This window comes from Arthrobacter sp. G.S.26, assembly GCF_050847375.1.
GTDB lineage: Bacteria > Actinomycetota > Actinomycetes > Actinomycetales > Micrococcaceae > Arthrobacter.
On sequence record NZ_CP193752.1, the window covers coordinates 1,286,413 to 1,312,337 of the forward strand.

The 25,925-nt window shown below is 67.7% G+C and carries 19 protein-coding genes; 12 read left to right on the forward strand and 7 right to left on the reverse strand.

The genetic code is table 11. The features are described from left to right. The first annotated feature begins 410 nt into the window (after positions 1-410). From ACRB8A_RS05945 to ACRB8A_RS05985, 9 genes are all read left to right on the forward strand, one after another. Positions 411-1,736, forward strand: coding sequence for a SufS family cysteine desulfurase (locus ACRB8A_RS05945; RefSeq protein ID WP_432245823.1), 1,326 nt, complete (start codon positions 411-413; stop codon positions 1,734-1,736). 22 nt (positions 1,737-1,758) lie between these two features. Continuing rightward, entirely contained in the window at positions 1,759-2,208 is a 450-nt protein-coding gene (sufU, locus tag ACRB8A_RS05950; RefSeq protein WP_050686261.1) for a Fe-S cluster assembly sulfur transfer protein SufU, read from the forward strand. Between the two features lie 418 nt (positions 2,209-2,626). Beyond that, positions 2,627-3,082 carry an adenylyltransferase/cytidyltransferase family protein gene (locus ACRB8A_RS05955; protein ID WP_050686262.1) on the forward strand — a complete coding sequence of 152 codons (456 nt, stop codon included), beginning with the start codon at positions 2,627-2,629 and terminating at the stop codon, positions 3,080-3,082. A 20-nt stretch (positions 3,083-3,102) separates the two neighbouring features. Continuing rightward, a complete protein-coding gene (locus ACRB8A_RS05960; protein ID WP_432245824.1) occupies positions 3,103-4,254 on the forward strand; it encodes a DUF1972 domain-containing protein in 1,152 nt (383 codons plus the stop codon). Further along, the gene (locus tag ACRB8A_RS05965; protein ID WP_082178326.1) at positions 4,254-5,090 is read left to right on the forward strand and encodes a CDP-alcohol phosphatidyltransferase family protein; all 837 of its coding nucleotides are present in this window, start codon (positions 4,254-4,256) and stop codon (positions 5,088-5,090) included. The genes ACRB8A_RS05960 and ACRB8A_RS05965 overlap by 1 nt, the downstream gene beginning before the upstream one ends. A 3-nt stretch (positions 5,091-5,093) precedes the next feature. Beyond that, positions 5,094-5,864, forward strand: a complete 771-nt coding sequence (locus ACRB8A_RS05970) for a hypothetical protein (RefSeq protein ID WP_432245825.1) — start codon at positions 5,094-5,096, stop codon at positions 5,862-5,864. Next, positions 5,861-6,796: a hypothetical protein gene (locus ACRB8A_RS05975; protein ID WP_056598000.1), complete on the forward strand. Its 936-nt coding sequence runs from the start codon at positions 5,861-5,863 to the stop codon at positions 6,794-6,796. The genes ACRB8A_RS05970 and ACRB8A_RS05975 overlap by 4 nt, the downstream gene beginning before the upstream one ends. Next, the gene (locus ACRB8A_RS05980) at positions 6,786-10,361 is read left to right on the forward strand and encodes a PKD domain-containing protein (RefSeq protein WP_285241002.1); all 3,576 of its coding nucleotides are present in this window, start codon (positions 6,786-6,788) and stop codon (positions 10,359-10,361) included. The genes ACRB8A_RS05975 and ACRB8A_RS05980 overlap by 11 nt, the downstream gene beginning before the upstream one ends. 207 nt (positions 10,362-10,568) lie before the next feature. Continuing rightward, complete coding sequence (locus ACRB8A_RS05985) at positions 10,569-13,112, forward strand: PKD domain-containing protein (protein WP_050686269.1); 2,544 nt, start codon at positions 10,569-10,571, stop codon at positions 13,110-13,112. A 96-nt stretch (positions 13,113-13,208) separates the two neighbouring features. Here ACRB8A_RS05985 and ACRB8A_RS05990 read toward each other — a convergent pair whose 3' ends face one another. The 4 genes from ACRB8A_RS05990 to ACRB8A_RS06005 form a co-directional block, all read right to left on the reverse strand. Continuing rightward, complete coding sequence (locus ACRB8A_RS05990; RefSeq protein ID WP_432245826.1) at positions 13,209-14,819, reverse strand: hypothetical protein; 1,611 nt, start codon at positions 14,817-14,819, stop codon at positions 13,209-13,211. Between the two features lie 469 nt (positions 14,820-15,288). Beyond that, positions 15,289-16,218: a glycosyltransferase family 2 protein gene (locus ACRB8A_RS05995; RefSeq protein WP_056598004.1), complete on the reverse strand. Its 930-nt coding sequence runs from the start codon at positions 16,216-16,218 to the stop codon at positions 15,289-15,291. Positions 16,219-16,243: 25 nt separating this feature from the next. Beyond that, positions 16,244-17,785 carry a lipopolysaccharide biosynthesis protein gene (locus ACRB8A_RS06000; protein ID WP_056598007.1) on the reverse strand — a complete coding sequence of 514 codons (1,542 nt, stop codon included), beginning with the start codon at positions 17,783-17,785 and terminating at the stop codon, positions 16,244-16,246. Next, a complete protein-coding gene (locus ACRB8A_RS06005) occupies positions 17,782-18,933 on the reverse strand; it encodes a glycosyltransferase (protein WP_231686033.1) in 1,152 nt (383 codons plus the stop codon). Before ACRB8A_RS06005 ends, ACRB8A_RS06000 begins: the two co-directional genes overlap by 4 nt. Before the next feature lie 236 nt (positions 18,934-19,169). Between ACRB8A_RS06005 and ACRB8A_RS06010 the strand changes: the two genes are divergently transcribed. From ACRB8A_RS06010 to ACRB8A_RS06020, 3 genes are read left to right on the forward strand one after another with little or no spacing between them, the layout of a single operon-like run. Next, complete coding sequence (locus tag ACRB8A_RS06010) at positions 19,170-20,618, forward strand: polysaccharide biosynthesis tyrosine autokinase (RefSeq protein ID WP_432245827.1); 1,449 nt, start codon at positions 19,170-19,172, stop codon at positions 20,616-20,618. Positions 20,619-20,662: 44 nt separating this feature from the next. Further along, positions 20,663-21,970, forward strand: a complete 1,308-nt coding sequence (locus tag ACRB8A_RS06015; RefSeq protein WP_056598011.1) for an O-antigen ligase family protein — start codon at positions 20,663-20,665, stop codon at positions 21,968-21,970. Then, complete coding sequence (locus ACRB8A_RS06020) at positions 21,967-23,526, forward strand: glycerophosphodiester phosphodiesterase family protein (protein WP_056598014.1); 1,560 nt, start codon at positions 21,967-21,969, stop codon at positions 23,524-23,526. Before ACRB8A_RS06015 ends, ACRB8A_RS06020 begins: the two co-directional genes overlap by 4 nt. 20 nt (positions 23,527-23,546) lie before the next feature. Here ACRB8A_RS06020 and ACRB8A_RS06025 read toward each other — a convergent pair whose 3' ends face one another. The 3 genes from ACRB8A_RS06025 to ACRB8A_RS06035 are packed head-to-tail and all read right to left on the reverse strand — an operon-like array spanning position 23,547 to position 25,821. Next, positions 23,547-23,768, reverse strand: coding sequence for an SCO4848 family membrane protein (locus tag ACRB8A_RS06025; protein ID WP_050685064.1), 222 nt, complete (start codon positions 23,766-23,768; stop codon positions 23,547-23,549). A gap of 4 nt (positions 23,769-23,772) precedes the next feature. Next, positions 23,773-24,270: a DUF2505 domain-containing protein gene (locus ACRB8A_RS06030; RefSeq protein ID WP_050685063.1), complete on the reverse strand. Its 498-nt coding sequence runs from the start codon at positions 24,268-24,270 to the stop codon at positions 23,773-23,775. Between the two features lie 42 nt (positions 24,271-24,312). Further along, entirely contained in the window at positions 24,313-25,821 is a 1,509-nt protein-coding gene (locus ACRB8A_RS06035) for an SDR family oxidoreductase (protein WP_050685062.1), read from the reverse strand. Positions 25,822-25,925: the final 104 nt, after the last annotated feature.

Here is a 25,925-nt window from a genome sequence, read left to right on the forward strand (position 1 = left end):
TTTCCGGCCGGACCCGGCATGTCCGTTTGCCTGTGGCGGGCCTGCAGTCCGCGGCTCCGGCGGACCCAGTACCGACCCGTTTCAAAGTCGAGTACAAGCTACTCGTGTACGCGTCCGGGCTCCGACGCTTTACTTAAGCAGGCAAGGAAAGCAGCGGGGAAACCGCCGCCGGACAGCCCGCATACCAGGTCTCCCGAAAGTTCCGGCTCCCCACCAAGGGGGCCGGCTCCAGACGGGGCCGGCGACGTCAGAGTCTTCTGAGACCGAGACTCTCCCCCCAGCCGTCGCCGGCCCTTCTTTCCGCAGGCTGAAGCCCGGAGAAACTGTGGCGGCCGTCCCCCCGGGGCGGCCGCCACAGCTGCGTTGTGGGACAATTGAGAGTCAACAGTTGGCATCTCAAGGAGTTCGTTTTGGCCGTAGTAACAACGCCAGCCACCCTGGAACGTGCCCTGCCGGCCATGGACGACGCCGAGGTGCTGCGGATCCGCAACGACTTCCCCGTGCTGAACCAGACGGTCAACGGGCAGCAGCTGGTCTACCTTGATTCCGGGGCCACGTCGCAGAACCCGCTCAGCGTGATCGAAGCCGAGCAGGAGTTTTACGAACAGCGCAACGCCGCCGTGCACCGCGGCGCCCACCACCTCGCCGTCGAGGCCACGGAGGCCTTCGAGGACGCACGCCAGACCCTCGCCGACTTTGTGAGCGCCGGCTACGAGGAAACCATCTGGACCTCCAACGCCACGGAGGGCCTGAACCTGATCAGCTATGCCCTCTCCAACGCGACGCTGTGGGCAGCCCAGGGCCGGGGTGATGCCAGGCTGAAGGACCTGGCCCTGAAACCGGGTGATGAGATTGTGGTCACCGAGATGGAGCACCACGCCAACCTGATCCCCTGGCAGGAGCTGGCGTTCCGCACCGGCGCTGTCCTGCGCTTCATCCCCATCGACGACACCGGCAGCCTCCGCCTGGACCAGGCCCGGGACATTGTTGGTCCCCGCACAAAAGTGCTGGCCTTCACCCACGCGTCCAACGTCCTGGGCACCATCAACCCGGTCCGGGAACTCGTGGCGCTGGGCCGCAGCGCGGGGGCTCTGGTGGTCCTGGACGCCTGCCAGTCGGCTCCGCACCTGGCCCTGGACGTCAAGGCGCTGGACGTTGACTTCGCTGTCTTCTCCGGCCACAAAATGCTGGCGCCCACCGGGATCGGCGTCCTGTACGGCAAGCAGGAGATCCTGGACATCCTGCCGCCTTTCCTTACCGGCGGTTCGATGATCACCACCGTCACCATGGAGCGTGCCGAGTACCTGCCGGCGCCGCAACGCTTCGAAGCCGGCACGCAGCGCATCTCCCAGGCCGTAGCCCTGGCTGCGGCGGCCAACTACCTTACGGAAACGGGCCTGGACCGGATCCACCGTTGGGAAGGTGAGCTGGGCCAGCGTATGGTCACCGGACTCGAATCCATCGCCGGCATCCGGGTGCTCGGCCCCGCCGCCGGCAAGGAGCGGATCGGGCTGGCCGCGTTCGACGTCGAGGGTGTCCATGCCCACGACGTGGGGCAGTTCCTGGACTCCCGGGGGATCGCCGTCCGGGTGGGCCATCATTGCGCCCAGCCGCTGCACCGCCGCCTGGGGCTGACCGCCACCACGCGGGCCAGCGCCTACCTCTACAACACCACCGACGACGTCGACCGGTTCCTGGATGCTGTGTCCGGCGTGCGGGCCTACTTCCGCGCCTAGTCCCGTAACCCCAGGAGTACCCATGAGCCTTGACCAGCTGTACCAGCAGATCATTCTGGACCACGCCAAAACGCGCCACGGCAGCGGGCTGGCCGGCACAGCGGCCCCCGAAGGCGCGGCTACCGGCCAGTCGCACCAGCTCAATCCCGTCTGCGGCGACGAAGTCACCCTGCGGCTTGCCGTCGCTGACGGGAAAGTGGCCCAGGTTTCCTGGGACGGTGCGGGCTGCTCCATCTCCATGGCCTCGGCGTCCGTGCTCAGCGAAATGGCCGAAGGCATGACGGTGGCCGAACTGCATGGGGTCATCGACAGCTTCCGGGACGTCCTGCGCTCCCGCGGCAAAGTCCCCGCCGACCCGGCGCTGCTGGGCGATGCTGCAGCCTTCGAGGGCGTGGCCAGGTATGCGGCGCGCGTGAAATGCGCCATGATCTCCTGGGTCGCGGCCGAGGACGCCCTCAACCAGGCCTCCTGACCTGCCGGCAGCCGCCCGCCGCGGACTGCCTCCACCCACCGGACTGTGCGGATGACCGCAGTTCCGGCCCCACCCGCTGTCCCGGCTGCACCACCAGTACCCGCTACCTGCCTGATGAGTACATGCAGGTAGCAGTACCCTGCCAAGACAGGTAGCAAGTACCGGTGCACCCGTACTGCCAAGCCGCTTGACTGGTCCTCACCTCAGGAAATACCTACCTAGAGAAGGTCTCAGGATGAGTCAGGCCAGTCAATTTTCCGCACCCAAAAACCGGCAGGGTTCCTGCGTGGGCCGCGTTGCCGGCCTTCCTTCCCACCGCCGGCGCCGTTCCGGCCAGCCTTTCGCCCCGCCCCCACCAGCATTGGGCCGCACGATGTCCGTGGCCCTGCAGGCCGGCTGACCGGGGAGGCACAGAGTCATGGGTCTTCGAATCGGTTATGCCCCGGGCGCGTTCGACCTTTTCCACATCGGTCACCTGAATATCCTCAAACACGCCAAATCGCAGTGTGACTACCTGATTGCGGGCGTCGTCTCGGACGAGAAGCTGGAGCTCACCAAGGGCAGGGCGCCTGTGGTTCCGCTCGCTGAACGGCTCGAAATCGTCCGCAACATCACCTATGTGGACATGGTCTACGCCGAGTCCGCACCGGAGAAGCTCCAGGTCTGGGACGAACTGCGGTTCACCGTCTTTTTCAAGGGCGACGACTGGCGCGGCACGCCTGCCGGAATGCACCTTGAACACGTCTTTTCGGAGGTGGGGGTGGAAGTGGTCTATTTCCCCTACACCGTCCAGACCTCCAGCTCGGTCCTGCGGACCGCTCTTGAACTCATCAACCGTCCGGCAGCAGCGGACAGAATCCAGGGGGTGCAGTGATGAATGGACTAAGGATAGCGATGGTGGGTACCCGCGGGGTTCCGGCCAGGTATGGCGGCTTTGAAACGGCCATCGAGGAGATCGGCCAGCGTCTTTGCGCCCGCGGACACCAGGTTACGGTCTACTGCCGTGACACCGGGGCAGGTCCCCGGCCGGATTCCACTTACCTGGGCATGGACCTGGTGTTCCTGCCGGCCATGCACAAAAGGTCACTGGAAACGCTCAGCCACACGGGCCTGTCCGTGATGCACCTGATGGCACACCGGCCGGACGCTGCGATTGTCTTCAACGCCGCGAACGCCCCCTACCTGCCCCTGATCCGGGCGGCCGGCGTTCCGGTGGCCACCCACGTGGACGGCCTGGAATGGAAGCGGGCCAAGTGGGGCGGGTCCGGCAAACGCTACTACCGCCGGGCCGAAGCCATGGCCGTACGCTGGTCCGACGCCCTGATCGCCGACGCCGTGGGTATCCAGACGTATTACCGGGAACGGTTCGACGCCGATACCTACTACCTGCCGTACGGTGCCCCGATCCTGGCCGGCACCAAATCCGACAAGCTCGCAGAGCTGGGCCTGCAGCCCCGCGGCTATCATCTGGTGGTGGCCCGCTTCGAGCCCGAAAACCACGTTCACATGGTGGTGGACGGCTACGTCCGCAGCAAAGCCAAGGAGCCGCTGATTGTGGTGGGCTCGGCACCTTACTCCGATGCCTACACCCGCCAGGTGCACGGTCTGGCCGACGACCGGGTCAGGTTTGTTGGCGGCGTCTGGGACCAGGACCTCCTGGACCAGCTGTACGCAAACTCCCTGGTGTACTGGCACGGACACAGCGTGGGCGGCACCAACCCGTCCCTGCTGCGGGCCATCGGGTCGGGGGCCGCCACCAACGCATTCGATGTGGACTTCAACCGTGAAGTGCTCTCGACGGCGGGCAGGTACTTCGCCGACCCTGCAGGCGTGGCCGCGCTCGCGGAGGAAGCCGAAAGCGGGCTGCCCGGCCTGCGGGAACGCGGTGCCCTGGGACAGCGCCTGGCCCGCCGGTTCGACTGGGACCTGGTCACCGACGGCTACGAAGGCCTGTGCGCTGACCTGGTGGCTGCCACAGCGCCGGCGCCACGCCGGGCCCGGCGCGTGCAGCGGGGCACCCAACAGACCACTGTGGGGGCCGAGTAATGCCGGGCCAGCACGCCAAAGCTGCGGAAGCCCGGGAACTGCTGCCCTACGCCGGCTTCCGGGACGCCGTGGACAGGCTGTCCGGCGCGCAGAAGGCGGCTGCCCGCAGCGCGCCGGCCTACTCCCGTTTCGTCAACCGCAGGATGGGCCGCTACCTTGCGGCTGCAGCCTTCGGCGCCAGGCTGACCCCCAACATGGTCACCGGCATCAGCGCGCTTTTCACCTTTTCCGGCATCGCCCTGCTGATTTCCTTCCCGCCGTCATGGGGGCTGGGGATCCTGGTGTCACTGGCCCTGGTGCTGGGCTATGCCCTGGACTCCGCGGACGGGCAACTCGCCCGGCTTACCGGAGCCGGTTCGCCGGCGGGGGAGTGGCTTGACCACATCGTGGATGCCCTCAAAACCTCCACCCTTCCGCTCGCCCTGCTGGTGGGCCTCTACCGGTTCGCGGCGGTGGACCCGGTGTGGCTCCTGGTGCCCCTCGGCTCGGCGGTGGTCTCGGCAGTGGTGTTTTTCAGCATGATCCTGACCGAGCAGCTGCGTCGGCAGGCCGGGGTGGTTCCGGGCCAGCACGAAGGGGCCCCGCCGTCCTGGCTTCGCGCCGTGCTGGTGGTCCCCATGGACTACGGGGTCCTGTGCCTCAGCTTTATGCTTTACGGCGCCACCCCTGTGTTCCTGGCCGTCTACACGGCGATCTTCGCCGCCACCACAGCGTTCCTGGCACTGTCCTCCGTGAAGTGGTTCCGGGAACTTACCGCCGTCCACGGAGCGCAGCCACGCCTGGGCCGGGACCGTCGTCCCGCCATCGGAACCACCATGTCGGATGCAGGAGCGTAACTGATGGAAACCACCCCTGATAACCCCGCGGGGCCCCTCGCCGGCCGACGGCGCCTGATCATCGGGGCCGTGGTGCTGGCGCTGCTGCTGATTGCCGGCACCGTGTGGGCAACCACCCGGCCGGGTGTGTCGCCCACCGCGACGCAGGCCACGGAGACTGCCTCGGCCGCTCCCGACACGTCGGGTCCGGATCCGTCCGCCGCCGCGGCGGACCCCGATCCGTCCGCCGCCCCGGCGTCCGCCGATCCGTCGGCGCCCCCTGCCCCGGTTCCCGCAGCGGAACCGCCCCAGGCCGCCCCGGCTCCGGAAGCGGCTCCCGCTGTGGAAACTCCACCGGCCGGGAGCGACGAGGAACTTGCTGCCGTGGAACAACCCGTCGCTCCTGCCGTGCCCCTGGTGGGCACCGCAGTGGTGAAGACCGGGGTTTCCGCTGCGATCACAGACGTTGAGGCGGTCAACGGCGAAGCCACAGGCATCGGCGAAGTTGCAGGCCCGGCGCTCCGTTTCAAGATCACCGTCAAGAACGACACCGCAGCGGAAATTTCGCTGGACCCGGCGGTCATCAACGTCAGCTACGGGGCCGACAACTCCCCGGCGAGCAGCCTCAGCGGCCCGGGCCCGGAGCCGTTCCCCGCCACCGTGGCCCCTGGCGCCAGCGCCACCGGCATCTTTGTCTTCGGTGTCCCGAAGGACAGCCGCGGCAGCGTAAAGATCTTCTTCAACCTCGACGCCGGAACGCCCATCGCCGCCTTCGAAGGCCAGGCCCCCGCATGACCCCGGCCCTCATGGTTGCGGGGCCGGTGACGCAGGCACGCGCCACGGCCCGTCGGCTGCGCAAGGCGGCCAAACGCGTCCGCGCCCATGCTGGCGTGGTGGCGCTCCGCTGCCGCAACCGCCTGGTGGCGGAGTCCGTCACCGGAACGGCCGACGTCGTGGTTTCCATGACCACCCACGGCGCGCGCCTGCAGACGGTGGATATCGCCCTGGAATCCATTGCCCGCGGCTCCGTTCGGCCGCGCCGCCTGATCCTCTGGCTGGACGACCCGGCGCTGATGGTCCGGCTGACCCCGCAGCTCCGGCGGCTGCAGCAACGCGGCCTGGAGGTGCGCCTTACCTCAAACTACGGACCGCACACGAAGTACTACCCTTACGTCCTCTCGACGGAAGAGTTCGAGTGTCCGTTGGCCACCGCCGACGATGATATCGTCTACCCGGCCGGGTGGCTTGCCGCGCTGGTGGCAAGCCACCGCGACCACCCGGACACGGTGGGCGGGCACTGGGTGAGCGTGGTGGGCGTTGACAGCGGCAGCATCACCGGGTATTCGGGCTGGGCGCGGCGCCACGACACCGACGCCGGCATCGACAATTTCGCCCTGGGGGTCTCCGGGGTGATCTACCCGCCGCTCATGCTGGCTGCCCTCCGGCGGGGCGGGGACGCCTTCCTGGACCTGTGCCCCGGCGCCGATGACATTTGGCTGCACTGGACCGCACTGCGGGCCGGAATCCGGACCCGACAGGTAAGCGCCGTGCCCAGGCATTTCCCGATGATCCCGGGAAGTCAAAGCACCGCACTCAGCCTCAACAACGTGGGCAACGACCGCAACGATCACTGGATCCGGGGCCTCTACTCGGACTCGGATGTGCTGGCCCTCAGCAGCCCCGGAACTGCAGCAACCCTCAAGGATGGAGAAAGCAATGCGTTCTAAGCATCAAGCCGGGGTGGAAAGCCCCGGCCTTACGGCAAGCCAGGAAGGCCCCCCGCCGCACCGCGGCCCACGGTCCCTCCTGGTGATGGTCCTCAGTGCGGCAATGGCGCTGTCACTGGGCGTCGTCTGGGGTGCAGCTCCGGCGACAGCCGACAGTGCCCCGGCCCCTGATGTCCCCTTGACCGTCACCGCGGACAGGCTGCCCACCGCCCAGCACAACGGCGTGGGCTGGACCCAGCTGGTCATCGGCAACAAGGTGTACGTCGGCGGCGAGTTCACCATGGCCCGGCCTGCCGGCGCCGCACCCGGCACCCAGGAAGTGGTCCGTAACAACATCCTGGCCTACGACATCAGGACCGGTGTGCTGGACCCCACGTTCCACCCGAGCATGAACGGCGAAGTCACGTCCCTGGCCGCCTCACCGGACGGCAGCCGGTTGTACGTGGGTGGTTCCTTCACGGCCATCGACGGCGCCACCGTCTGGCGCGTCGCCGCCCTGAACCCGACAACGGGCAGCATCAACACCTCGTTCCTGCCGCGCATGTCCGCTTCCGTAAGGGCCATTGTGGCTACGGACACCACCGTCTACATGGGCGGACTCTTCAACGGCGTAGGCACCGTCACCCGTGACCGGCTGGCTGCCGCCGCCGCCTCGAACGGCGCGCTGCTGCCGTGGAACCCGGTGGCCGTGGGCGGCCGCGTCAACGCCCTGGCACTCTCTCCGGACAAGGCCAGCATGGTGGTGGGCGGCGCCTTCACCACCCTGAACGGATCCGCCAACCCCGGGTACGGCCTGGGCAAGGTGGACACCAACCTGGGCGCTTCTCAGCCCTTCCAGATCAACAACATTGTCCGTAACGGCAGCACGGGCGGCTCCATCACGGCGCTGGCTACCGACGGCACCAACGTATACGGCAGCGGCTACACCTTTGGCCGGGCCAGCACCCTTGAAGGCATTTTCTCCGTGAAATGGGCGGACAGTTCCACCGAGTGGATCGAGGACTGCCATGGCGACAGTTACTCCGTATTCCCCATCGGCGACGTGGTGTACCAGGCCGGGCATCCGCACTATTGCGGAAACGTTGGCGGGTTCCCGCAAGCTGAGCCGTGGGAGTTCCAACGCGCCCTGGCGTTCAGCAAGAAGGCCACCGGTGTCCTGACCCAGGAAACCCACGGCTACACCAACTTTGGCGGCAACCCGGCGCCGTCGCAGCTGAACTGGTTCCCCTACATGAGTGACGGGACCTTCACCGGACAGAACCAGGGCCCCTGGTCCGTGTCCGGCAACGCGGACTACGTGGTCTACTCAGGCGAGTTCACCAACGTCAACAGCCAGGCCCAGCAGGGTATGGTCCGTTTCGCCAAGAGCACCACGGCGCCGAACCTCCGCGGACCGAAGGTGACCGGGGCAAACTTCGCCCCGACGCTTTCAACCCCGGCGCCTGGCCAGGTCAGGGTCCGCTGGCAGGCGAACTGGGACCAGGACAACGAGAACCTGGTCTATGAGGTTCGACGGGACAATGTGGTAATTGCCACCCTGAACCAGGCTTCACGGTTCTGGAACCGGCCCGGCATGACGTTCCTGGACACCAACCGGGTCGCGGGGCGGAGCTACGCGTACCGCATTTATGCCAGGGACGCCTTCAACAACCAGGCAGTCAGCGACATCGTCAGGATCACCGCGACGGACACTGTGGCAGCCCCGGGCGCCTACTCGCAGACGGTACTTTCCGATGCGCCGGCCAACTACTGGCCGCTGGGGGACGCCGCCGGAACCACCGGCGTGGACCTTGCCGGCAAGGACGACCTGGTCCTGCGCCCCGGGGTGACCCTTGGAGCTGACGGTGCCGTGGGCGCCGACGGCGGGACAGCGGCAACCTTCAACGGCACCGCCGACAGCGTGGCCGCCAGGATGCCGATCGCCATGCGGCCGCAGACGTTCAGCACTGAGGCCTGGTTCAAGACCGGGTCCACCACGGGCGGCGGCATCATCAGCTACGGCAACTCACCCACCGGCGTTTCCACCGATTTCGACCGGACCGTGTACATGTCCAATACCGGCAGGCTGTTCTTCGGGGTCCGCCCCAACGGCGCGACCCGGCAGACCATCAACTCGACGGCGAGCTTCAACGACAACCAGTGGCACCATGTGGTGGCTACCCTGGGCAGCAACGGCATGCAGCTGTTTGTCGACGGCGTCCTGGTGGGAAGCCGGGCGGACGTTACCTCTGCCTGGCAGTTCGATGGCTTCTGGCGGCTGGGCGGCGACAACCTCGGCAGTTGGAGCAACCGGCCCACCAGCCGCAACATCAACGGCCAGATCGACGACGTCGCCATCTACCCGGCAGTGCTTCCGCTGTCCCGGATCCAGGCCCACTACGTGGCCTCGGGCCGGACAGTATCTGCTCCGCCGGCCGCCCCGGTGGCGCGGTTCGCAGCTGCCGTGGACGGGCTGAAAGCGTCGGTTGACGGGACGGCCTCCTCGGACGCCAACGGCCCCATCGCCGGCTACGCCTGGGACTTCGGCGACGGCGGAACGGGTACCGGCGTCAAGGCCGACCACACCTACGCCGCCGGCGGCACCTTCAACGTCACGCTGACCGTTACTGACAACACGGGCCAGACCAACGCGGTGACCAACCCGGTCACCGTAACCGCCCCGCCGCCCAACCAGGTACCCGTGGCCGGCTTCACGTCCACTGCCACCAACCTCGCGGCGGCCTTCAATGCCGGCACGTCCGCCGACCCTGACGGCACCATCGCCGCCTACGCCTGGGACTTCGGCGACACCACCAGCGACACCGGCGCCACTCCGTCACACACCTACGCAGCGGCGGGCACGTACAACGTGACGCTGACGGTCACGGATGATGACGGCGCAACCGGCTCCCTCACCAAGGCAGTCACCGTCCAGGCGCCACCGGCCAACACCGTTCTGGCTGCTGACGATTTCGGCCGCACCACCGCCTCAGGCTGGGGCGCCGCCAACACCGGCGGGGCCTGGTCCGTGGCAGGCACTGCCGCTGCCTATACGGTTGGAAACGGCGTCGGCAACCTGATCCTGGCGACCGGCGGGGTAACCCGCACGGCGATCCTGGGCGGGGTATCCGCCGCCGCCACCGACGTGCAGGTCAAGGCGTCGCTGGACAAGATCGGCAACGGCGGCGGAACGTTCGTCAGCGTGATCGGCCGCCGGGTGGGGTCCGACGATTACCGGGTCAAGGTCAAGGTTCCGGCCACCGGTGCAGGCACGCTGTACCTCACCCGGATTGTGGGCGGGGCCGAAACCGTTATCTCCACGGCACCGCTGACCGGCCTGACCCTGGCCCCCGGCGACGCCATCCGGATCCGGATGCAGGTGACGGGCACGGGCACCAGCACGCTCCAGGCCAAGGTGTGGCGCGATACTGCTGCCGAACCTGCAGCCTGGCTGCTGACCAGCACCGACACCACCGCAGCACTGCAGGCACCCGGAACAACGGGGCTGGTGGGCTATTTGTCCGGCTCCGCCACCAACGTGCCCATAACTGTGCGGTTCGATGACTATTCGGTGAAGGTGCCCTAAGAGTAGCCTTATCGCACCACCGGCTCGTGCACAGGCTGCGCCGCAGGGACTTTTGTCCCCGCCGGCGCAGCCTGTGCGCCAACGGTGCTCTTCCGCACTGACAGGGAACCCTGCGGAAGGGATGCGACCGGGCTTGCGCCCGGAGCATCACCCAAAGCGACTCAGCGCTTTGCCACAGACTCGGTCTGCACGTGGAAAAGGGCTGATATGTTCAGGAAAAGACCAGCTTTCCGGCTGGTGGCGTTGTTCAGTACTCTGTTTCTCTTCGGTGGGGGCTTTGCGGCACCGGCGCTGGCGGACTCCGCTCCCATCGATCCCAATGATCCTAAAACCCCGGTGACCGTCACCGCTGACAGCCTCCCCACGGTCCAGCACGACGGCGTGGCATGGCAGGCCGTCACTGTGGGGACCACTGTTTATGTTGCCGGCAAATTCAACAACGCCCGGCCCAGCGGCGCCGCTGCCGGCACACAACTCGTGCCCCGGCGTAATATCCTGGCCTTTGACCTGGCCACCGGCGCACTCAAAACCTCCTTCACCGCATCCTTGAACGGCCAGGCCCTGGCCATTGCGGCGTCGCCGGACGGCAGCAGGATCTACGTTGGCGGCGATTTCACCACTGTGAACGGCGTCACCCGGAACCGGATAGCCGCCTTGAATCCCGATACCGGCGCCCCCCTGTCGGGCTTCGCCCCCTCCGTTGGGGGCTCCGTACGGGCCATCGTGGCTGACGGCAGCAAGGTCTGGTTTGGGGGCCTGTTCGGCAGCGTTGGCTCCTCATCGCGGAACCGGCTGGCGGCAGTCAACGCGGGCAATGGAGCCCTCCTGCCCTGGGCGCCCAACGCGGCCAACGGAAAAGTCAACGCGCTGGCGCTCTCTCCCGACGGAAGCAAAGTGGTGGTGGGCGGCGCCTTCACCACCCTGAACGGCTCCAACCGTCCCGGCTACGGCCTGGGCATGGTGGATGCGGTGTCCGGCGCGAACCTGGCCACCCCCATCAATGACGTGGTCCGCAACGGAGGTACTGACTCGGCCGTCCTGTCGCTCTCCAGCGATGGGACATCGTTCTACGGCACGGGCTACATCTTTGGCACCGGCGGCAACCTGGAAGGCGCGTTTGCCGCCAACTGGTCGGACGCACGGGTCAAATGGGTGGAGGACTGCCACGGCGACTCCTACGGCGCGTTCGCCACGGACACGGCTGTCTACGTTGCAGGCCACCCGCACTACTGCGGAAACCTGGGTGGTTACCCCGAAACCACACCACGGACCTGGCACCGGGCTGTTGCCTTCGGCAAAGAGGCCACCGGAACCCTGACCAAGGACATCTACGGCTATCCATCCTTCACCGGGCAGCCGGCTCCCGCCATGCTTAACTGGTTCCCTGATATGGACACGGGGACGGCCAGCGGCCAAAGCCAGGGCCCATGGGCGGTCACGGGAAACAACTCCTACGTGGTGATGGTGGGGGAGTTCAAAAATGTGAACCAGCGGGCGCAGCAGGGCCTGTCCCGTTTCGCCGTTAGGTCCATTGCACCCAACGACCAGGCCCCCCGGGTGTCCGGAGCAAGTTTTGTTCCCAGCCTCAGCAGCCCCGGTGCCGGTCAGGTCCGGGTCCAGTGGCAGGCCAACTGGGACCGGGACAACTCGAACCTGACGTACACCGTGCTCCGCGACGGCGACACCACGCCGGTGTATACGGCCTCGCAGCTGTCCACGTTCTGGCAGCGGCCCACCATGTCGTTCACCGATTCCGGGCTGACGGGCGGGCAGCATAGCTACCGGATTTCCGTGCGGGATCCTTTGGGCAACACGCTCACGGGAAACGCGGCAAGCATCACTGTTGCCGGCGCAACCAACGGGCCGCCCACGGCCAGCTTCACCAGCAGCACCGATGGGCTGACCGCAGCGGTGAACGGTTCAGCGTCTGTTGATCCTGGCGGCAGCATCGCAGGGTATGCCTGGCAGTTCGGTGACGGCGGCACGGAATCCGGCGTCTCGGCGCAGCACACGTACGCGGCCGCAGGAACCTACACGGTCACCCTGGTTGTCACCGATAACTCGGGCAACACCGATTCCGTTTCTGCTCCCGTCACGGTCAGTGCCGGGGGCGACCCCGACGGCCCGCTGGCCAACGATGCCTTTGGCAGGACCGTCACCGGAGGGTGGGGGAGCGCCGACCTTGGCGGGGGCTGGTCCACCAGCGGCGGGTCAACACCGTTCGCCGTCTCCGGCGGGGCCGGGCGGATCACGTTGGAACCCGGGCGGGGCCCCTCCGCCTATCTTGGCGCCGTGACGGCCACGGACACGGACGTGCAGGCGACGTTGTCCTTCGACAAGGTACCCAACGGCGGCGGCGCCTACGCAGGCCTGGTGGGCCGGCGGGTGGGCACCGCCGAATACCGCGCCAGGATCAAGCTCGACGCTGCCGGTGTGGTGACCCTGCGCCTGATCCGGCTCTCCGGCGGCGTGGAAACCACATTGGTCACCGCCAACACCGGACTGTCGGCCGGTGCCGGAAACCAGCTGCAGCTGCGGTTCCAGGTCACGGGAACGGGGCCAAGCCAGCTGCGGGCCAAAGTGTGGTCCAGCGGCTCCACGGAACCGGCAGGCTGGGGAGCCAGCACCACTGATACAACAGCGGGACTGCAGGCCGCCGGCAGCACAGGTGTCACCGTCTACACCTCCAGTGCCGTCACCAACTTGCCCGTCCGGGTCCTGTTTGACGATTTCAGCGTCAGGAGGCCTTGACCGGCAGGCATAAAGGAAGGGGAGGAGCGCCACCAGCGCACTCCTCCCCTTCCTGTTGGCCCGTGCCGCAGAGCGGGCCGGGCAGCTATTGAGCTATCAGCCGTTGTAGAGAATGCCGGTGGTTTTGCCCTCGGTGAGGAAGGCCAGGTTGTCTTCCCAGCGGTTGGTGGACAGGCCGCTGACGGTGCTTGCCGACCGCTGGATGATCCGGATCGGGTAGGTGCCGTTGGCGTACTGGTACTGGTTGCGGCCCAGGTAGTTATTGCGGACCGTCACCGTGATGTTGGAGTACTTGCCGTTGTCGATGTTGATCGACGTCTGGCCGTCATCCACCCAGTTGCTCTCCACCACTACGTTGGCCAGCTTGGCTACGTTCTGCTGGAGCATGATGGCAATGCCGCCGTGCGTGCCGCGGGGGCTCGGGCCCGAACCTGCACCGGTAACGATGCTGGCCACCACGGTGTTGCCGGCGAGCAGGATGTTCTCGCCGCCCTGGACCTGGATGCCGTCGTTGTGCGTCCCATCGGAGTGCACGGTGTCCTGGTCGAAGAACGTCAGGGAATGGATGTAGTTGCCCTTGGCGGTCACGTTGGCCGTGGCCGGGCCGCCGGGACGGTTGAAGATCCCCAGTCCGTCGTTGGTCCGCTGGATGTGGTTGCGCAGGGCCGTGTAATCGTGGCCCACGATGCCGTCACGGTTGAACGAGGGACGGTCCGGGTTGATGGTGTTGTTCTGCACCAGCAGGTTGGACACGGCAGCGCTGTTGGCGTCGATGATGCCGGTGGCGTTGGCGGGGTGGTTCTTGCCGCCATGCAGCCTGCTGTTTTTGATGACCACGTTCTTTGCCCGGACCTTGATGTCGCCGTAGATCTCAAGGCCGTCCAGGACGGTGCCGTCCACGGAGATGACCAGGTCGGCGCCGCTGGTGTTGTACGGCTTCAAAGTGGTTCCGGCCGGAACGCCGGTGTTGGCGGCCGATGGCTTGGCCGAGGTGGTGGTGGCTGCGGCCACGGACTGGACGGTTTCCACCGGAGCCGGAGCTGCCTCGACGGGGGCCGGAGCCTCAACCGGAGCCGGAGCTGCCTCGACGGGGGCCGGAGCCTCAACCGGAGCCGGAGCTGCCTCGACGGGGGCCGGAGCCTCAACCGGAGCCGGAGCGTCCACACTGGGGGCGGGGGCTTCAACGGGTGCCGGAGCGTCCACGGTTTCCTTGACGGGCGCCTTCACGGTCTCAACCGTGGCAGGTACCGGAGCCGCCACGGCGTCGGCAGGTTCCACCGGAGCTGCTGCAGCCACGGTGCCGGGTGCCTTGGCGGCCCCGACCGGAACGGGTGCTGCTGCAACGGCCGGGGCAGGGGTGGGTGCCTGCGCGGCAGGAGCGGCAGGGGCCGCCGGAGCCGCCGCTGATGCCGGGGACTTGCCGGTGTCCGCAAGGGCTGCAGCCGGGGCCTCGGGGGTGTCGATGGTGTCGACGGCCGGAGCAGGCGGTACTACTTTGGAAGTTGAGGGGGCTTTGGTGCCCGTTGCCTGGCCCTGTGTGGGGGCTGCTGCGGGGGCCTTGGTCCCCGGCGCTACGGCGGCGCTGTCGGTGATGCCGGCTGCTGACAGTTCGGAGCATCCGGACAGTGCCAGTGCTGCGACCGTCAGGGCGGCGCCCACGGCATAGCTGGTCCTGATGTTTTTGCTGACGGCTTTGCTGATAGCCATAGGGTGTACCTCTCGAGTTCGTCTCCGGGCACGGGGAGACACATGGAGGCATAACCTGGCTGCGCATGGCAAAGCCGGGCTGGTCTACCTGACGTGTGGCATCAGCAAAAGGGCTTGCGCCGGAAGGCGAAGCAGGGGTGACCGCGCTTCGACTGTGCTGACTTCTCCCGTAGGCATCCCCGACCCCGGCTGTTGACTGCAACGCTATTTGAGGTTTTGTTGTGTTGCAAACCGATAACGGTGCAAATGGGCAAGGATCGACACGTTTCGGTTAGGTAACGATGGCTTTTTTTGCATCGTCAAAACTACCAACACGCCGTCCCGAGCAGGAGCTTCGCAAAACGACCCAGGGAGCGCCACAACCGTCCCGGAAAATCTTTTTGTGATCCTGCTCAACACAGGGCCCAACTGTCTTATTTGTAACGTAGGCCACGCCGCTGGACTGTCGGGCCCCGGTAACGGAGACTGGTCAGTTGCGCCGGTACTCGCTGTAAACATACCCGGCCGCTCCGGACAGCATGCCTGAGCCCCTGGCAATGTTGCGCATGCCCCTTGCCCGGAGCGACATGGAGCCGCCTGCCAGGCCCCCCAGAACCCGTATCGTCCCCCCGGCGACGCGGATCGAACCCGCCGCGAAGGCCCGGCTCCGGGCTGCCGCCCGTGCCGGCGCCGAACCGGCCAGCTCAACGTCAACCCGGACGTTGGCGTTCCCGCTGCGGAACGCCCGGCGCAGCACCCAGTCCCGCGTCAGCCGGCCGGTGGGTACCCGGTCCACCACCACGGCCTCGTCACACCACACCATGGTCCCGCCCAGCTGGGCAAGCCGGCGGGTGAAGAGCGTATCCGAACCGCCCGTAATGCCAAACTTCTCGTCAAATGCGAGGCCCAGCGCGTGGACCTTCCCCATATCGAGCAGCAGGTTGTTGGTGGCCGCCACGTCGATCAGCGATCCGGTGGCGAGCCGGCGCCGGTCAAAAAACCTGCCAGCCTGGATCCAGGCCTCGGGCGGCTCGGCATATTCACTGATCACCGGACCCACCACGGCCGCCGCCGCCGTGGCGCGGTACTGCGCCAGCAGGTGCCGCAGCCACTGCTCCGACGGCACCTCGTCGTCGTCGATGAACACCAGGAGGGAGTCGGAAACCGCCTCGCGGATGGCCCGGTTCCTGGCGGCAGCGATTCCAGGCCGGGGTTCGTGCACGTATTTGACCAGCGACGACGGATAGTCCTCCACCGTCTGCCGGGCACTGCCAGCGGGGTCGTTGTCCACCACCAGCACGGTGGCAGCCAGGTCCACCGAACGGGCCTGGTCCAGGAGGCGCGGGAGCACCACCAGGAGGTCTTCCGGGCGCTTGTACGTAAGCACCGCAATCACAAGCTGCTCCGCTGTCTGGATCATGGCCTGCCTTTCGCCGGGGTTATGTTCATTGATCGAAGCCCTGCCGTTTGCCAAAAAGGGCGGCTGCCTGCCGCCGGAACTTCTCCACGTGGCTGCGGTGGCACAGGAACAGGACAGCCGCAAAAAGCAGGAGGAACACAGCCAGGCCAAGGGCCGTGGTGGCTGCAAGGGGAAGGTCCAGCAAGCCGATGCCGAGGCAGCCGGCCGCGCCCCACAGGGCGCCGTGGACGGCGGGCCAGATCACCGCGAGCTGGGCGCTGATCCGGACCTGGGTCAGGCGGGCCTGGATCAGCAGCAGCACCGGAACCAGGAACAGGCCGGCCCCCACCAGGCCCACCGCCACCCCCAGCAGGCCAAACTGCAGGCCCACCACGATGCCGCCCACCTGGACCAGGGCCGCGAGCACCTCGTAGCGGAGGATCAGGCCGCCCTTGCCCAGCCCCTTCATCAGGGTGGGAGTTATGTAAAACACCGTCTCCCGGGCACCGCCAATGGCCAGGACACTGATGATCGGGGCGGCCGCCAGCCATGCCTCGCCAAGGACCAGCTGGACCAGCTCGGGTGCGGCGCAGGCAATGTAGGCCATCAGGGGCACCGCCGTCATTGCGGTGATCCTGGTGACCGAGGTGAGGTGGAACGCAACCTTGGCAGGATCATCGCTGGCCCGGGAAAAGACAGGAAACATCACCCGGTTGATGGTTTGTCCCACCAGCTGGACCGGAAGCACCATGATCCGGTACGCCATTCCGTAGAGGGAAAGCGATGCGAGCCCAAGGAACCGGCCCACCAGGACGTTGTCCATGTTCCGGGAAAAGTATGCGAGGAAGTTGGTGCAGAAGACGCTGAAGCTGAAGGCCAGCATGGGCAGGACTTCCCGCAGATGGTGGTTTGGCCAGGGCCCCCTCGCCGCCGCCAGCAGGAGTGCGGCGGTGACCAGGTCGGTGGCGATCACCTGGTATGCCAGGGCGAAATAGCCGGCGCCCAGAAGTGCGGAGGAGATGCCGCAGGCGGCACCGCCCACGGCGCCGGCGATGTCCGCCCTGGCCACCAGCGCGAACTTCAGTTCCCGGCTGAGCATGGCACGGGGCGTGATGGCCAGGCCCTTAAGGGGGATGGCAACCGCAAGCGGCACCAGCAGCACGGCAAGTTCCGGCGCCCCAAAAAAACCGGCGACGGCGGGAGCCAACTGGAGTGCGGCCACCCCGATGGCCACCGACATCAGCAGGTTCAGGGTGGCCGTGGCCCCCGCCGCGCGCCGGCTGACGGCCGGGCGCTGGACCAGCGCCGCGGCCAGCCCCTGGTCCAGGAACAGCGCAGCGAAGGTGGTGAACACCGTGGCGGCGGAGATGATGCCGTAACTCGCCGGGCCCAGGATCCTGGCGAGGACCAGCGCTGCCAGCATCTGGAAACCCTGGCGGGCGATGACTGCGGCCATGGTCCAGCGCACACCGCTGGCAGCCGGGCGGCCCGCAAAAGTACTTCCCGCAGGGTGGGCGCCTGCACCTTTGCCGGCCGACGGCTTCCCCTCGGCGCGGTGCAGGCCGGCAGGGGAGCCGTTGCGGCTCATGCCTGCCCGGTTGCTTGGCTGAGATGCCGGAACATTTCCTCGCCATACAGGACCGGGCTGTGTTTGGCCCGTGCCAGGGAGGCGTCGCGTGCTGCGGCGCTGCGGTACACCGCCCACTGGGACGCCACCGTCTCCAGGGCATCCGCCAGGCCCTGGACGCTGCCGGGAGCCACAAACTGCACCGAGTCATAGGCGCCGGCGGCCTCCCGCAGCCCGGAAATACTGCTCGCCACCAGGGGCCGGGCCGCAAGGATCGCCTCCACTGCCGTGTTGCCGAAGGATTCGTCCAGCCGGGACGGCACCACTGCCACGTCTGCATCCGCAAGGAAGGGCCAGACGTCCGACTGGTACCCATGGAACGCCACTGATGCCCCGGCACCCTGCCCGGCAACCCGCTGGCGGAGGTCCAACTCGTAAGCGTCTGCGCCGGGTACGGCGCCGCCCACCACATCGAGGTGCGTGGGATGGCCCTTGCGGTTCAGCTGCGCGATCGCCTCCACCACAACGTCCACGCCTTTCCGGTGCGAGAGCCGGCCGACGTAAAGCACGCGCAGCCCGCCGTCGAGCCTTCCCCTGGAACGTGCCTCCGTGGCGGGCCCGGGCACTCCGTTGTAGATGACGGTGCTCCTGCCCTGCAGGCTCGGCAGGGAGCGGACCAGCGTGTCGGCAGTGAACTGGCTGTTGGCCACGATGCTGGTGGCGAAGGACAGCGGCAGGGCGAGCAGGGCCTGCTGGAGCCGGGGCGCATAGGCTTCGGCTTCGTGGACATGGACCACCGCGGGAACGCCGCAGAGCCGGGCCAGCGCCGCCCAGAGCGGGACGGTGCTGGTATTGGCCAGCAGTACATCCGGTTTGCAGCGCCGGATGAGTCCGATGCCTCCGGCGGTGCCCCGGATCGCGTCGGCGGTAAAGCGCGTCGCCCCGGACGGCGTCAGCATGGACCGGCGCAGCACCGGCGTGGGGCACAGCACCACCGCCGCACCCCGGCCCTGGAGCTCCGCCACCAGCGGGCCCTCTGCAGGCACGGTGACCAGCACCCGGGCGCCGCCGCGCAGCAGGCCTTCGACTGTTTCGAGCAGGACCTTGTCCGCGCCATAGAGATCTGCGGAGGGATGCGCAATCAGGACTGAGAGCCGGTGCCCGTTCACAGTACCTCCATCCAGTGTTGAAGGGGTCAGGAAGTGGCCGACAGGCGGCCTTGGTTCCATAGTGGGGGCGGTGGCTGCCGCGGCCGGGTGCCTTGACCCAACCTTGAGGGAAAGTTGCGGCTGGGAAGCCCCGGCCGGCCTTCCGCCGCCCGGATGCAGCGGTCAATAATGAACGCCTACCAACGGTGTGGTCCGGGACGTCCGGCTGCGTACGTAACCGGGAGGCCATATTGGATTTGTCAGAGTATCTCCGCGCCGTGGTGCGTGGCTGGTGGATCATCGTGGCGTGCGCCCTGGCAGGACTGCTCGGTGCTGTCGCTTTTACCGCGTCCATCCAGCCCATGTACCAAAGCACTGTCAGGTTTTTTGTGGTGGCACCGCCGGTCAACGGGCAATCGGCGCTGCAGTCCGATGAACTCTCCCGCGGCCGCATCGTCTCCTACGCCGCCCTGGTCAAGAGCGACCAGTTCGTCTCCCGCCTGGTCAGCGACACCGGACTGGGGGTGACCGGCCCGGAAGCAGAATCCAGCATCAGCGCCTCCGCAGACAAGGACACGCTGCTGCTGACGGTGGAAGTCACCATGCCCGACGCCGGCAAAGCCTTCGCCACGGCCACCGCCATAGCCCGGAATTTTGGGTCGGCGGTGCACGAACTTGAGGAAAGCCGGGTTCCCACCACCGCGCAGACGGTGCTGACCGTTGTATCCGGCCCCACCGAACCGGGCAGCCAGGTCTCCCCCCGGGAGAGCCTGAACTATGGACTTGGGCTGCTGGTGGGTGCCGCCCTGGGTATCGGGATTGCGGTAACCCGCCGCGTGCTGGACCGGACCCTCATTACTCCTGAACAAATCGAGGAAGCCGGCGGAGTCCGGGTTCTGGCCCGCATCCCGGCCGGCCGGAATGCCAAGGCGCTGAACCGTATCCTCAGGTCCCCGGATGATGCCCTGGTGACCGAGGCGGCACGGCGGCTGCGCACCAACATCGATTTCCTGCCCGAGGCCGCCGGCCTGAGGTCGCTCACGGTAACGTCCGCAACATATGCGGAGGGCAAGACCTCGGTGGCGCTGCTGCTGGCGAAGGCCTGGGCAGAGAACGGGCACACGGTCCTCCTGGTCGAAGCCGACCTGCGGCGGCCCCGCCTGGCGCAGGAACTTGGCCTGGCGAAGCCCACCGGCCTGTCCAACGTCCTTTCCGGCCAGGTGGCCGCGGACAAAGCGGTCCAGGAAAGTGGGATACCCGGCCTGCAGGTGATGGCGGCCGGCACCGTCCCGCCCCGTCCCACCGCCCTGCTGGGCGGCGGCCCCGTGCGCACCATGCTGGCGGAGCTGGCACCGAAGTTCAGCAGGATCGTGGTGGACGCCACGCCGCTGCAGCCGATGAGCGATGCCGCACTGCTCGCAGCAGTCACCGACGGTGCGATCGTGGTGGTCAGGCACCAGCACGTCACGGCGGAGATCCTGGCCGCCTCCCTGGCCAACCTGCGCGCCGTCAATAGCACCCTGCTGGGCGTCGCCGCCACCTTCTTGCCGAACCGGCTCGCCGAATCCCACCGCCAGGGTTCGTTCCCTCGGCTCAGCGGGCGGTTTCGCCGCCGGATCCGCCCGCAGGAACCCACCAGGAAGGCAGCCGCCGCGCAGAACCCGGCCCGCGACCGCGTGCCGGCCACCCGATCCCACCGCGGCTGACCAGGTTGCCGGCGGCTGGGTTGCTGATGGACAAGGTGGCATAAATGCAGCTGGGACTATGGATCGGGCTGTGCTTCGCGACCGCTTTCCTGCTGCGCTCGCGGCCCCGGATCCTGGTGGGATCTGTCCTTGCCCTTTGGTTCCTGGTCCCCGCCGTGGGCAGCCAGGTGGTCACCGGCGTTCCATCCGGTCCGCTGTCGCTGCACGCCGCCAGTTGGCTGATCCTCGCGGTTTTCCTGGCCCGGCTGCTGGATGCGCCGGCCGCTTTTGGCCAGGTCCTGGGCAGGCACTTTGTCCTCTTCCTGGCCCTCGCCGTGGTGGTCGCGGCCGCGGTCCTTGCCTCCCGGGCCGCTGATTCCGGCGGCGGGATGGTCCTGCTGGCCGACCAGATCGTGGCGCCGGTCCTGTTTTTCTTCCTGCTGCTCACCCTCTCCATCACAGACGCCGGCCTGGCGGTCTGGTTGCGGAACCTGCTGCTGTGGCTCGTCGCGGCGGTGTGCGCAGTGGCGCTGCTGCAGTGGCTCACGCACAGTCCCTTGGTCTACGAGCAGGGCTTCAGCAAGCAGTACTGGTACAAGCCGGAGAACAACCGCTGGATGGGGACCCTGGACCAGCCGCTGGCCCTGTCCCTGGTCATCGTCGCCGTTGCCCCGCTGGTGGCCGGGCTGAAACGGAACCTGGTCCAGCTGGTGCTGCTGGTCCTGATGATTGTGGGGATCCTGATCACCCAGTCCAGGGCCGGGCTGGTGGTCCTGGCGGCCTGCGTGGCAGTGGTGGTGCTTTTTGCCCGCCGTCCGGCCTGGCTCAAAGGAATCCTGCTGGCACTGATTGCCGCCGCCGCGATCCTCATCACCACGTCCCCCCTGATTGAGGGTGTGGTGGGCAGGATTGAGGACGACACAGGCTCGACGGAGGCCAGGGCATTGTCCCTGCAGTACTTCTTCAACCACTGGGGTGACTACGCCATCGCGGGCCAGGGGAGCGGTGCGAGCTACCGGGTGGCGGTACAGGGCGGCCTGGAGACGAGCTTTGAAAACCCGCTCCTGATGTACAGCGTGGACTTCGGCATCGCTTTTGCCGTGCTGTACTTCGGGACCATGGTGGCTCTGCTCCTCCGGCACGGCCTGCACCACCGGGTCCGCGGGCTGACGCTGGCGGCCATCCTTGTGATTGCGGTGCCGCAGACGTACAGTTCCCTGGCCACCCGCTCGGTAGCGGGAATCCTGGTGTGGACAGTGCTTGCCATGTTGGTGATGGCAGCGGAAGCAGCCCGCCGGGAACGGCAGGAAGCAGCCAGGACGGCACGCCACCCCGAGGAACCCGCAGGCACCAGGACGGCGGCAGCCCCGTGAGGACCGGACCTGACCGGCGGACGTTCCTGGGCCTGGCAGCAGCCGGCGCGGCCTGGTCCCTGACGGGCTGCCAGGCCTGCCCGGACCCCGTTGACCGGACAGTTCCCGGCGACCTGGCCGGCACGGGGAAACCAGGAACCACGGCAACCTCCGCCGGCGTCCCCCTGCAGCCGGTAGCCGACGTGCCGCTGGCCCCCGCCGGCCCCGCCACCATCACCGACCTCCTGGCCACGCCCAGTTTCTACATCGCCCACCGCGGCTCGGGTGACAACTGGACCGAACACACGCTCCGGGCCTACCGGGAGTCCGCCGCACTGGGCATCAAAGCCATCGAAGTCTCCGTATCGGCCACCTCGGACGGCGTCCTGATCTGCCACCACGACCCCGACCTGGCCCGGATGACCGGCCGGGACTTCCTGATCTCCGCCACGTCGCTGGCCACTGTGGCAACCCTGCGGAACGATGCCCGGGCCTGGCTGGGACCCGCCACCGGCCGGGAACCGGTCCCGGAACTGCAGGAGGTCCTGGACCTCCTGCTGGCGGACACCGTCATTTTCCTGGAGGACAAACAAGGCACCAACCAGGAGGAAATCCTGGCCCTGCTGGCGGGCTACCCGGACGCCCGGGACCACATCGTGTGGAAGCAGCCCGCCCAGTCCAAGGCGCATGCGGAGGCGCGCAGGAACGGGTACACCACTTGGGGCTACTTCGGCTCCGGCACCCTGGACGGCGCGGCGGCGTATTTCGATGCCGTGGATCTGCTGGGCGTCCCCGCCCTGGCCCCGACAGAAAACATCCGGCAGTTTGTGGCCACCGGAAAGCCTGTCATCGGTTGGGAGGTCCACCGGCGAAGCGAGCGGGACCGCTTGTTGGGCCTGGGGGTCCGGGGCATGATGTGCGCCAACGCCCCCTACGTCCTGCAGCGGGAGCCAGTAGCCGCCGCGGACGCGTTCACCACCGGGCAGCGGGCGCCGGGGGACCTGCCGTGGGATGCGGACAGCCATTGGCAGGAGCAGCCGACGTTCACCGGATCGGCGCTGCGCATGGCGTCCGCCACCACCGCCGCCTACACGCTGGGCTCCATGGGCCCCATCCAGGCGGCGGAGTGGTTATTGGAATTCGAGCTCCGCTGGCCGGCCGGCGTGCCGGGCCAGGCGTACGGTGCCGGGATCATGTTCGCCCTGGCGGATGACTCCCCTTGGCGTCCCGGACAGGTCAGCGGGCAGGGTGGATACCTGCTGGACGCCCGGCCGGACGGCCGGCTGATCCTCTACCGCGTGGACCGGGGCAGCGCAGCGGGCACAGTGCTGGGCGAGGCCGGCGGGGCGCCGGCGCGGGCCGGGCAGTGGCAGCAGTTCCAGGTTGCCGTCACCGCGGCCGGGATTTCCGCCGGCCGCGGCGGCACGCAGGGCCTTACCAGCACCGATGCGGCGTTCCGGGGCGGCTACTTCGCTTTGGCAAAAAATTACGACGGCGGCCCTCCGGTTGAGTTCCGGAACGTGCGGACCGGCCCCGCGCCGCAGCCAGGCACGGCGGGCCAGGCCTGCCCCGCCTGACTTGGCTGCGCTGCCGGGCTTCAGCCCAGCAGCCCCATGATGCCGATGACCGCCGTGGCAGCGCCCAGCACCATGGAGATGCTGACCAGCACCACGTGGACAGTCAGGAACCTCGTGGCTTTCCCGGCGGCGTCCCGGGCCCGGGTGTCCTTCATAACGCGGCGCAGGAACTGCGGCCACACCACGAGGGACCAGGCGCCGGCGATGATCAGGACGAGCGCAGGGAAAACAGGCAGGTCCACGGGATCAGTGGCTTTCCAGCCAGGCCTGCGCCTGCTTGGCCTGCAGGTTCAGGGCCTTGGCCACCATGGGCTCGGCGGCGTCGGCAATTTTTCCGCCGAGGAACGGGACCGAGGACTTGACCGCGCCCTCAAGCTCAACCCGGGTGCCGCCGTCGGCCGCCACCAGGCGCTGCACCGCGGTGACGTCCACGGGGGCGCCGCTGATCTTCAGGGAGATGTTGCTCTGGCGTGAACCGTCGGCCGCCGGGGCGTCCCAGTTCTCCACCTGCGTGACCTTCAGGCTTTCGCCAACGAACTTCCGGGCAATCTCCGGCAGGCGCGTGGTGGGCAGGGTGCGGACGGACGTGGCGCTGAACGCACCGGCAACATCGCCGTCCACGGCGAAGGACTCGAGGGTGCCCCCCACCAGCTCGCTCACGTGGCGCTGGAAATCCTCGTTGACCAGCACGGCGGCGACGCTGTTGACGGAATGCGGAAGGGTGGTGACGGCGTTCAGGGCCATGGGTCCTCCAGGGACGTGGGAGCGGATCGGGCTCCCAACATCCTACGGGTTGCCGGTTGCCTGCTCCGCATCAACAATCTTCTGCGCCGCGTCCGTGATATTGCGCGCCATGGCAGGAAAAATCAGGCTGTGGAACGGCAAAACCGCGAGCCAGTACAGGCGCCCGCTCAGGCCTTTGGGGAAGAAGATGGCGCGCTGACGGTACGTGCTGCCGGTGCCGTCGGGTTCCACTGAGAGTTCCAGCCACGCCCGGCCCGGCGCCCGCATTTCCGCGCGCAGCCGCAAGAGCTTGCCGCGGTCGATCCGCTCCACCCGCCACCAGTCCACCACTTCGCCGATGGCCAGGTCCTTGGGATGGCGGCGGCCGCGGAGCAGGCCCGCGCCCCCGGTCAGCTTGTCCAGCCAGCCGCGGACCTGCCATGCCAGCGGCAGGGAGTACCAGCCGTTCCGGCCGCCAATGCCTTCGATGATCGTCCAGACATGGGCCGGATCCACGTCGCCGTGGAAGGTCCGCTCGTCGATGTAGACCTTGTGCCCGGCCCAGTCCGGGTCGCTGGGCAGCGGGTCGGAGGCCACCCCGGCGTTGGCCCAGGTGGTGACCACCTGGCCGTCCCGTTCCTTCCCCAGGGCCAGCGCCACAGCGGTGCGGTAGCTGGTCAGGCCGCCTTCCGGCTGCGGAATGTACTGGTCAATGTCGTGCTCGTCCGAGACGGCGTCGTGCTGCAGGGACTGCACCAGCGGCACGGCCATGGACAGCGGGATGGGGGTGGTCAGGGCCACCCACATGCCGGCCAGCTTGGGCGCCGGGACCGGCAGGGCCAGCACCACGCGGTAGGGCAGGCCGGCCTCCGCAGCGTACGCCTTCATCATGCCGGCGTAGGTGAGCACCTGGCGGCAGCCGATGTCGAAGGTCCTGTTGATGTGTCCCTCCAGCGACGCCGCGCCCACCAGGTAGTGCAGGACATCGCGGACGGCGATCGCCTCGATCCGGTTCCGCACCCAGCTGGGGGCCGGCATCAGCGGCAGCGTCTCGGACAGGTGGCGGATCATCTCGAACGACGCCGAGCCGGACCCGATCACCACACCGGCCTGGAAAACAATGGAGTCCACGCCGCTGTCCAGGAAGACCTTGCCCACGGTTTCCCGCGACCGCATGTGGGTGGACAGCTCCACCCCGCTGGGATGCAGGCCGCCCAGGAAAACAATGCGCTGCACACCTGCGTCCTTGGCGGCACGCGCGGCGGTTTCGGCCATGGCCTTTTCCTTGGCTTCAAAGCCCGTCCCCGCCGCCATGGAGTGCACCAGGTAATAAAAAACGTCGACGCCGGCCAGCGCGTCACGCAGGGCCTCGCCATCGTCCAGGCTGCTTTCGACCACTTCCACGTCATCCCGCCACGGGTTGCCGGCAATTTTGTCGGGGGAGCGGACCAGGACCTTGACCGTGTGGCCGGCCTCGAGGAGCCGGGGCACCAGCCTTCCGCCGATGTAACCGGTGGCTCCCGTTACCAGGACTGTCCTGGCCGGGCCGATGCTGCTGCTGGTTTCCGTCATGGTTTCTCCCTACGTCCGCAAGCGTTGATCCCCAAGAGGTTCGGAGCGGCAGCCCGGTTGGACCGGTGCTGGCGGGGCCAGGTTTCCCGGTGCCCGCCGGCCGC

Excerpts from the sequence above, each read along its gene's own strand:
- ACRB8A_RS05955 (WP_050686262.1), top strand. The coding sequence starts at position 2,627 with ATGGGTCTTCGAATCGGTTATGCCCCGGGCGCGTTCGACCTTTTCCAC.
- ACRB8A_RS06015 (WP_056598011.1), top strand. The coding sequence starts at position 20,663 with ATGCAGCTGGGACTATGGATCGGGCTGTGCTTCGCGACCGCTTTCCTG.
- sufU (WP_050686261.1), top strand. The coding sequence starts at position 1,759 with ATGAGCCTTGACCAGCTGTACCAGCAGATCATTCTGGACCACGCCAAA.
- ACRB8A_RS05975 (WP_056598000.1), top strand. The coding sequence starts at position 5,861 with ATGACCCCGGCCCTCATGGTTGCGGGGCCGGTGACGCAGGCACGCGCC.
- ACRB8A_RS05995 (WP_056598004.1), bottom strand. The coding sequence starts at position 16,218 with ATGATCCAGACAGCGGAGCAGCTTGTGATTGCGGTGCTTACGTACAAG.
- ACRB8A_RS06035 (WP_050685062.1), bottom strand. The coding sequence starts at position 25,821 with ATGACGGAAACCAGCAGCAGCATCGGCCCGGCCAGGACAGTCCTGGTA.
- ACRB8A_RS05985 (WP_050686269.1), top strand. The coding sequence starts at position 10,569 with ATGTTCAGGAAAAGACCAGCTTTCCGGCTGGTGGCGTTGTTCAGTACT.
- ACRB8A_RS05965 (WP_082178326.1), top strand. The coding sequence starts at position 4,254 with ATGCCGGGCCAGCACGCCAAAGCTGCGGAAGCCCGGGAACTGCTGCCC.
- ACRB8A_RS05990 (WP_432245826.1), bottom strand. The coding sequence starts at position 14,819 with ATGGCTATCAGCAAAGCCGTCAGCAAAAACATCAGGACCAGCTATGCC.
- ACRB8A_RS06030 (WP_050685063.1), bottom strand. The coding sequence starts at position 24,270 with ATGGCCCTGAACGCCGTCACCACCCTTCCGCATTCCGTCAACAGCGTC.
- ACRB8A_RS06000 (WP_056598007.1), bottom strand. The coding sequence starts at position 17,785 with ATGAGCCGCAACGGCTCCCCTGCCGGCCTGCACCGCGCCGAGGGGAAG.
- ACRB8A_RS05970 (WP_432245825.1), top strand. The coding sequence starts at position 5,094 with ATGGAAACCACCCCTGATAACCCCGCGGGGCCCCTCGCCGGCCGACGG.
- ACRB8A_RS05980 (WP_285241002.1), top strand. The coding sequence starts at position 6,786 with ATGCGTTCTAAGCATCAAGCCGGGGTGGAAAGCCCCGGCCTTACGGCA.
- ACRB8A_RS05960 (WP_432245824.1), top strand. The coding sequence starts at position 3,103 with ATGGTGGGTACCCGCGGGGTTCCGGCCAGGTATGGCGGCTTTGAAACG.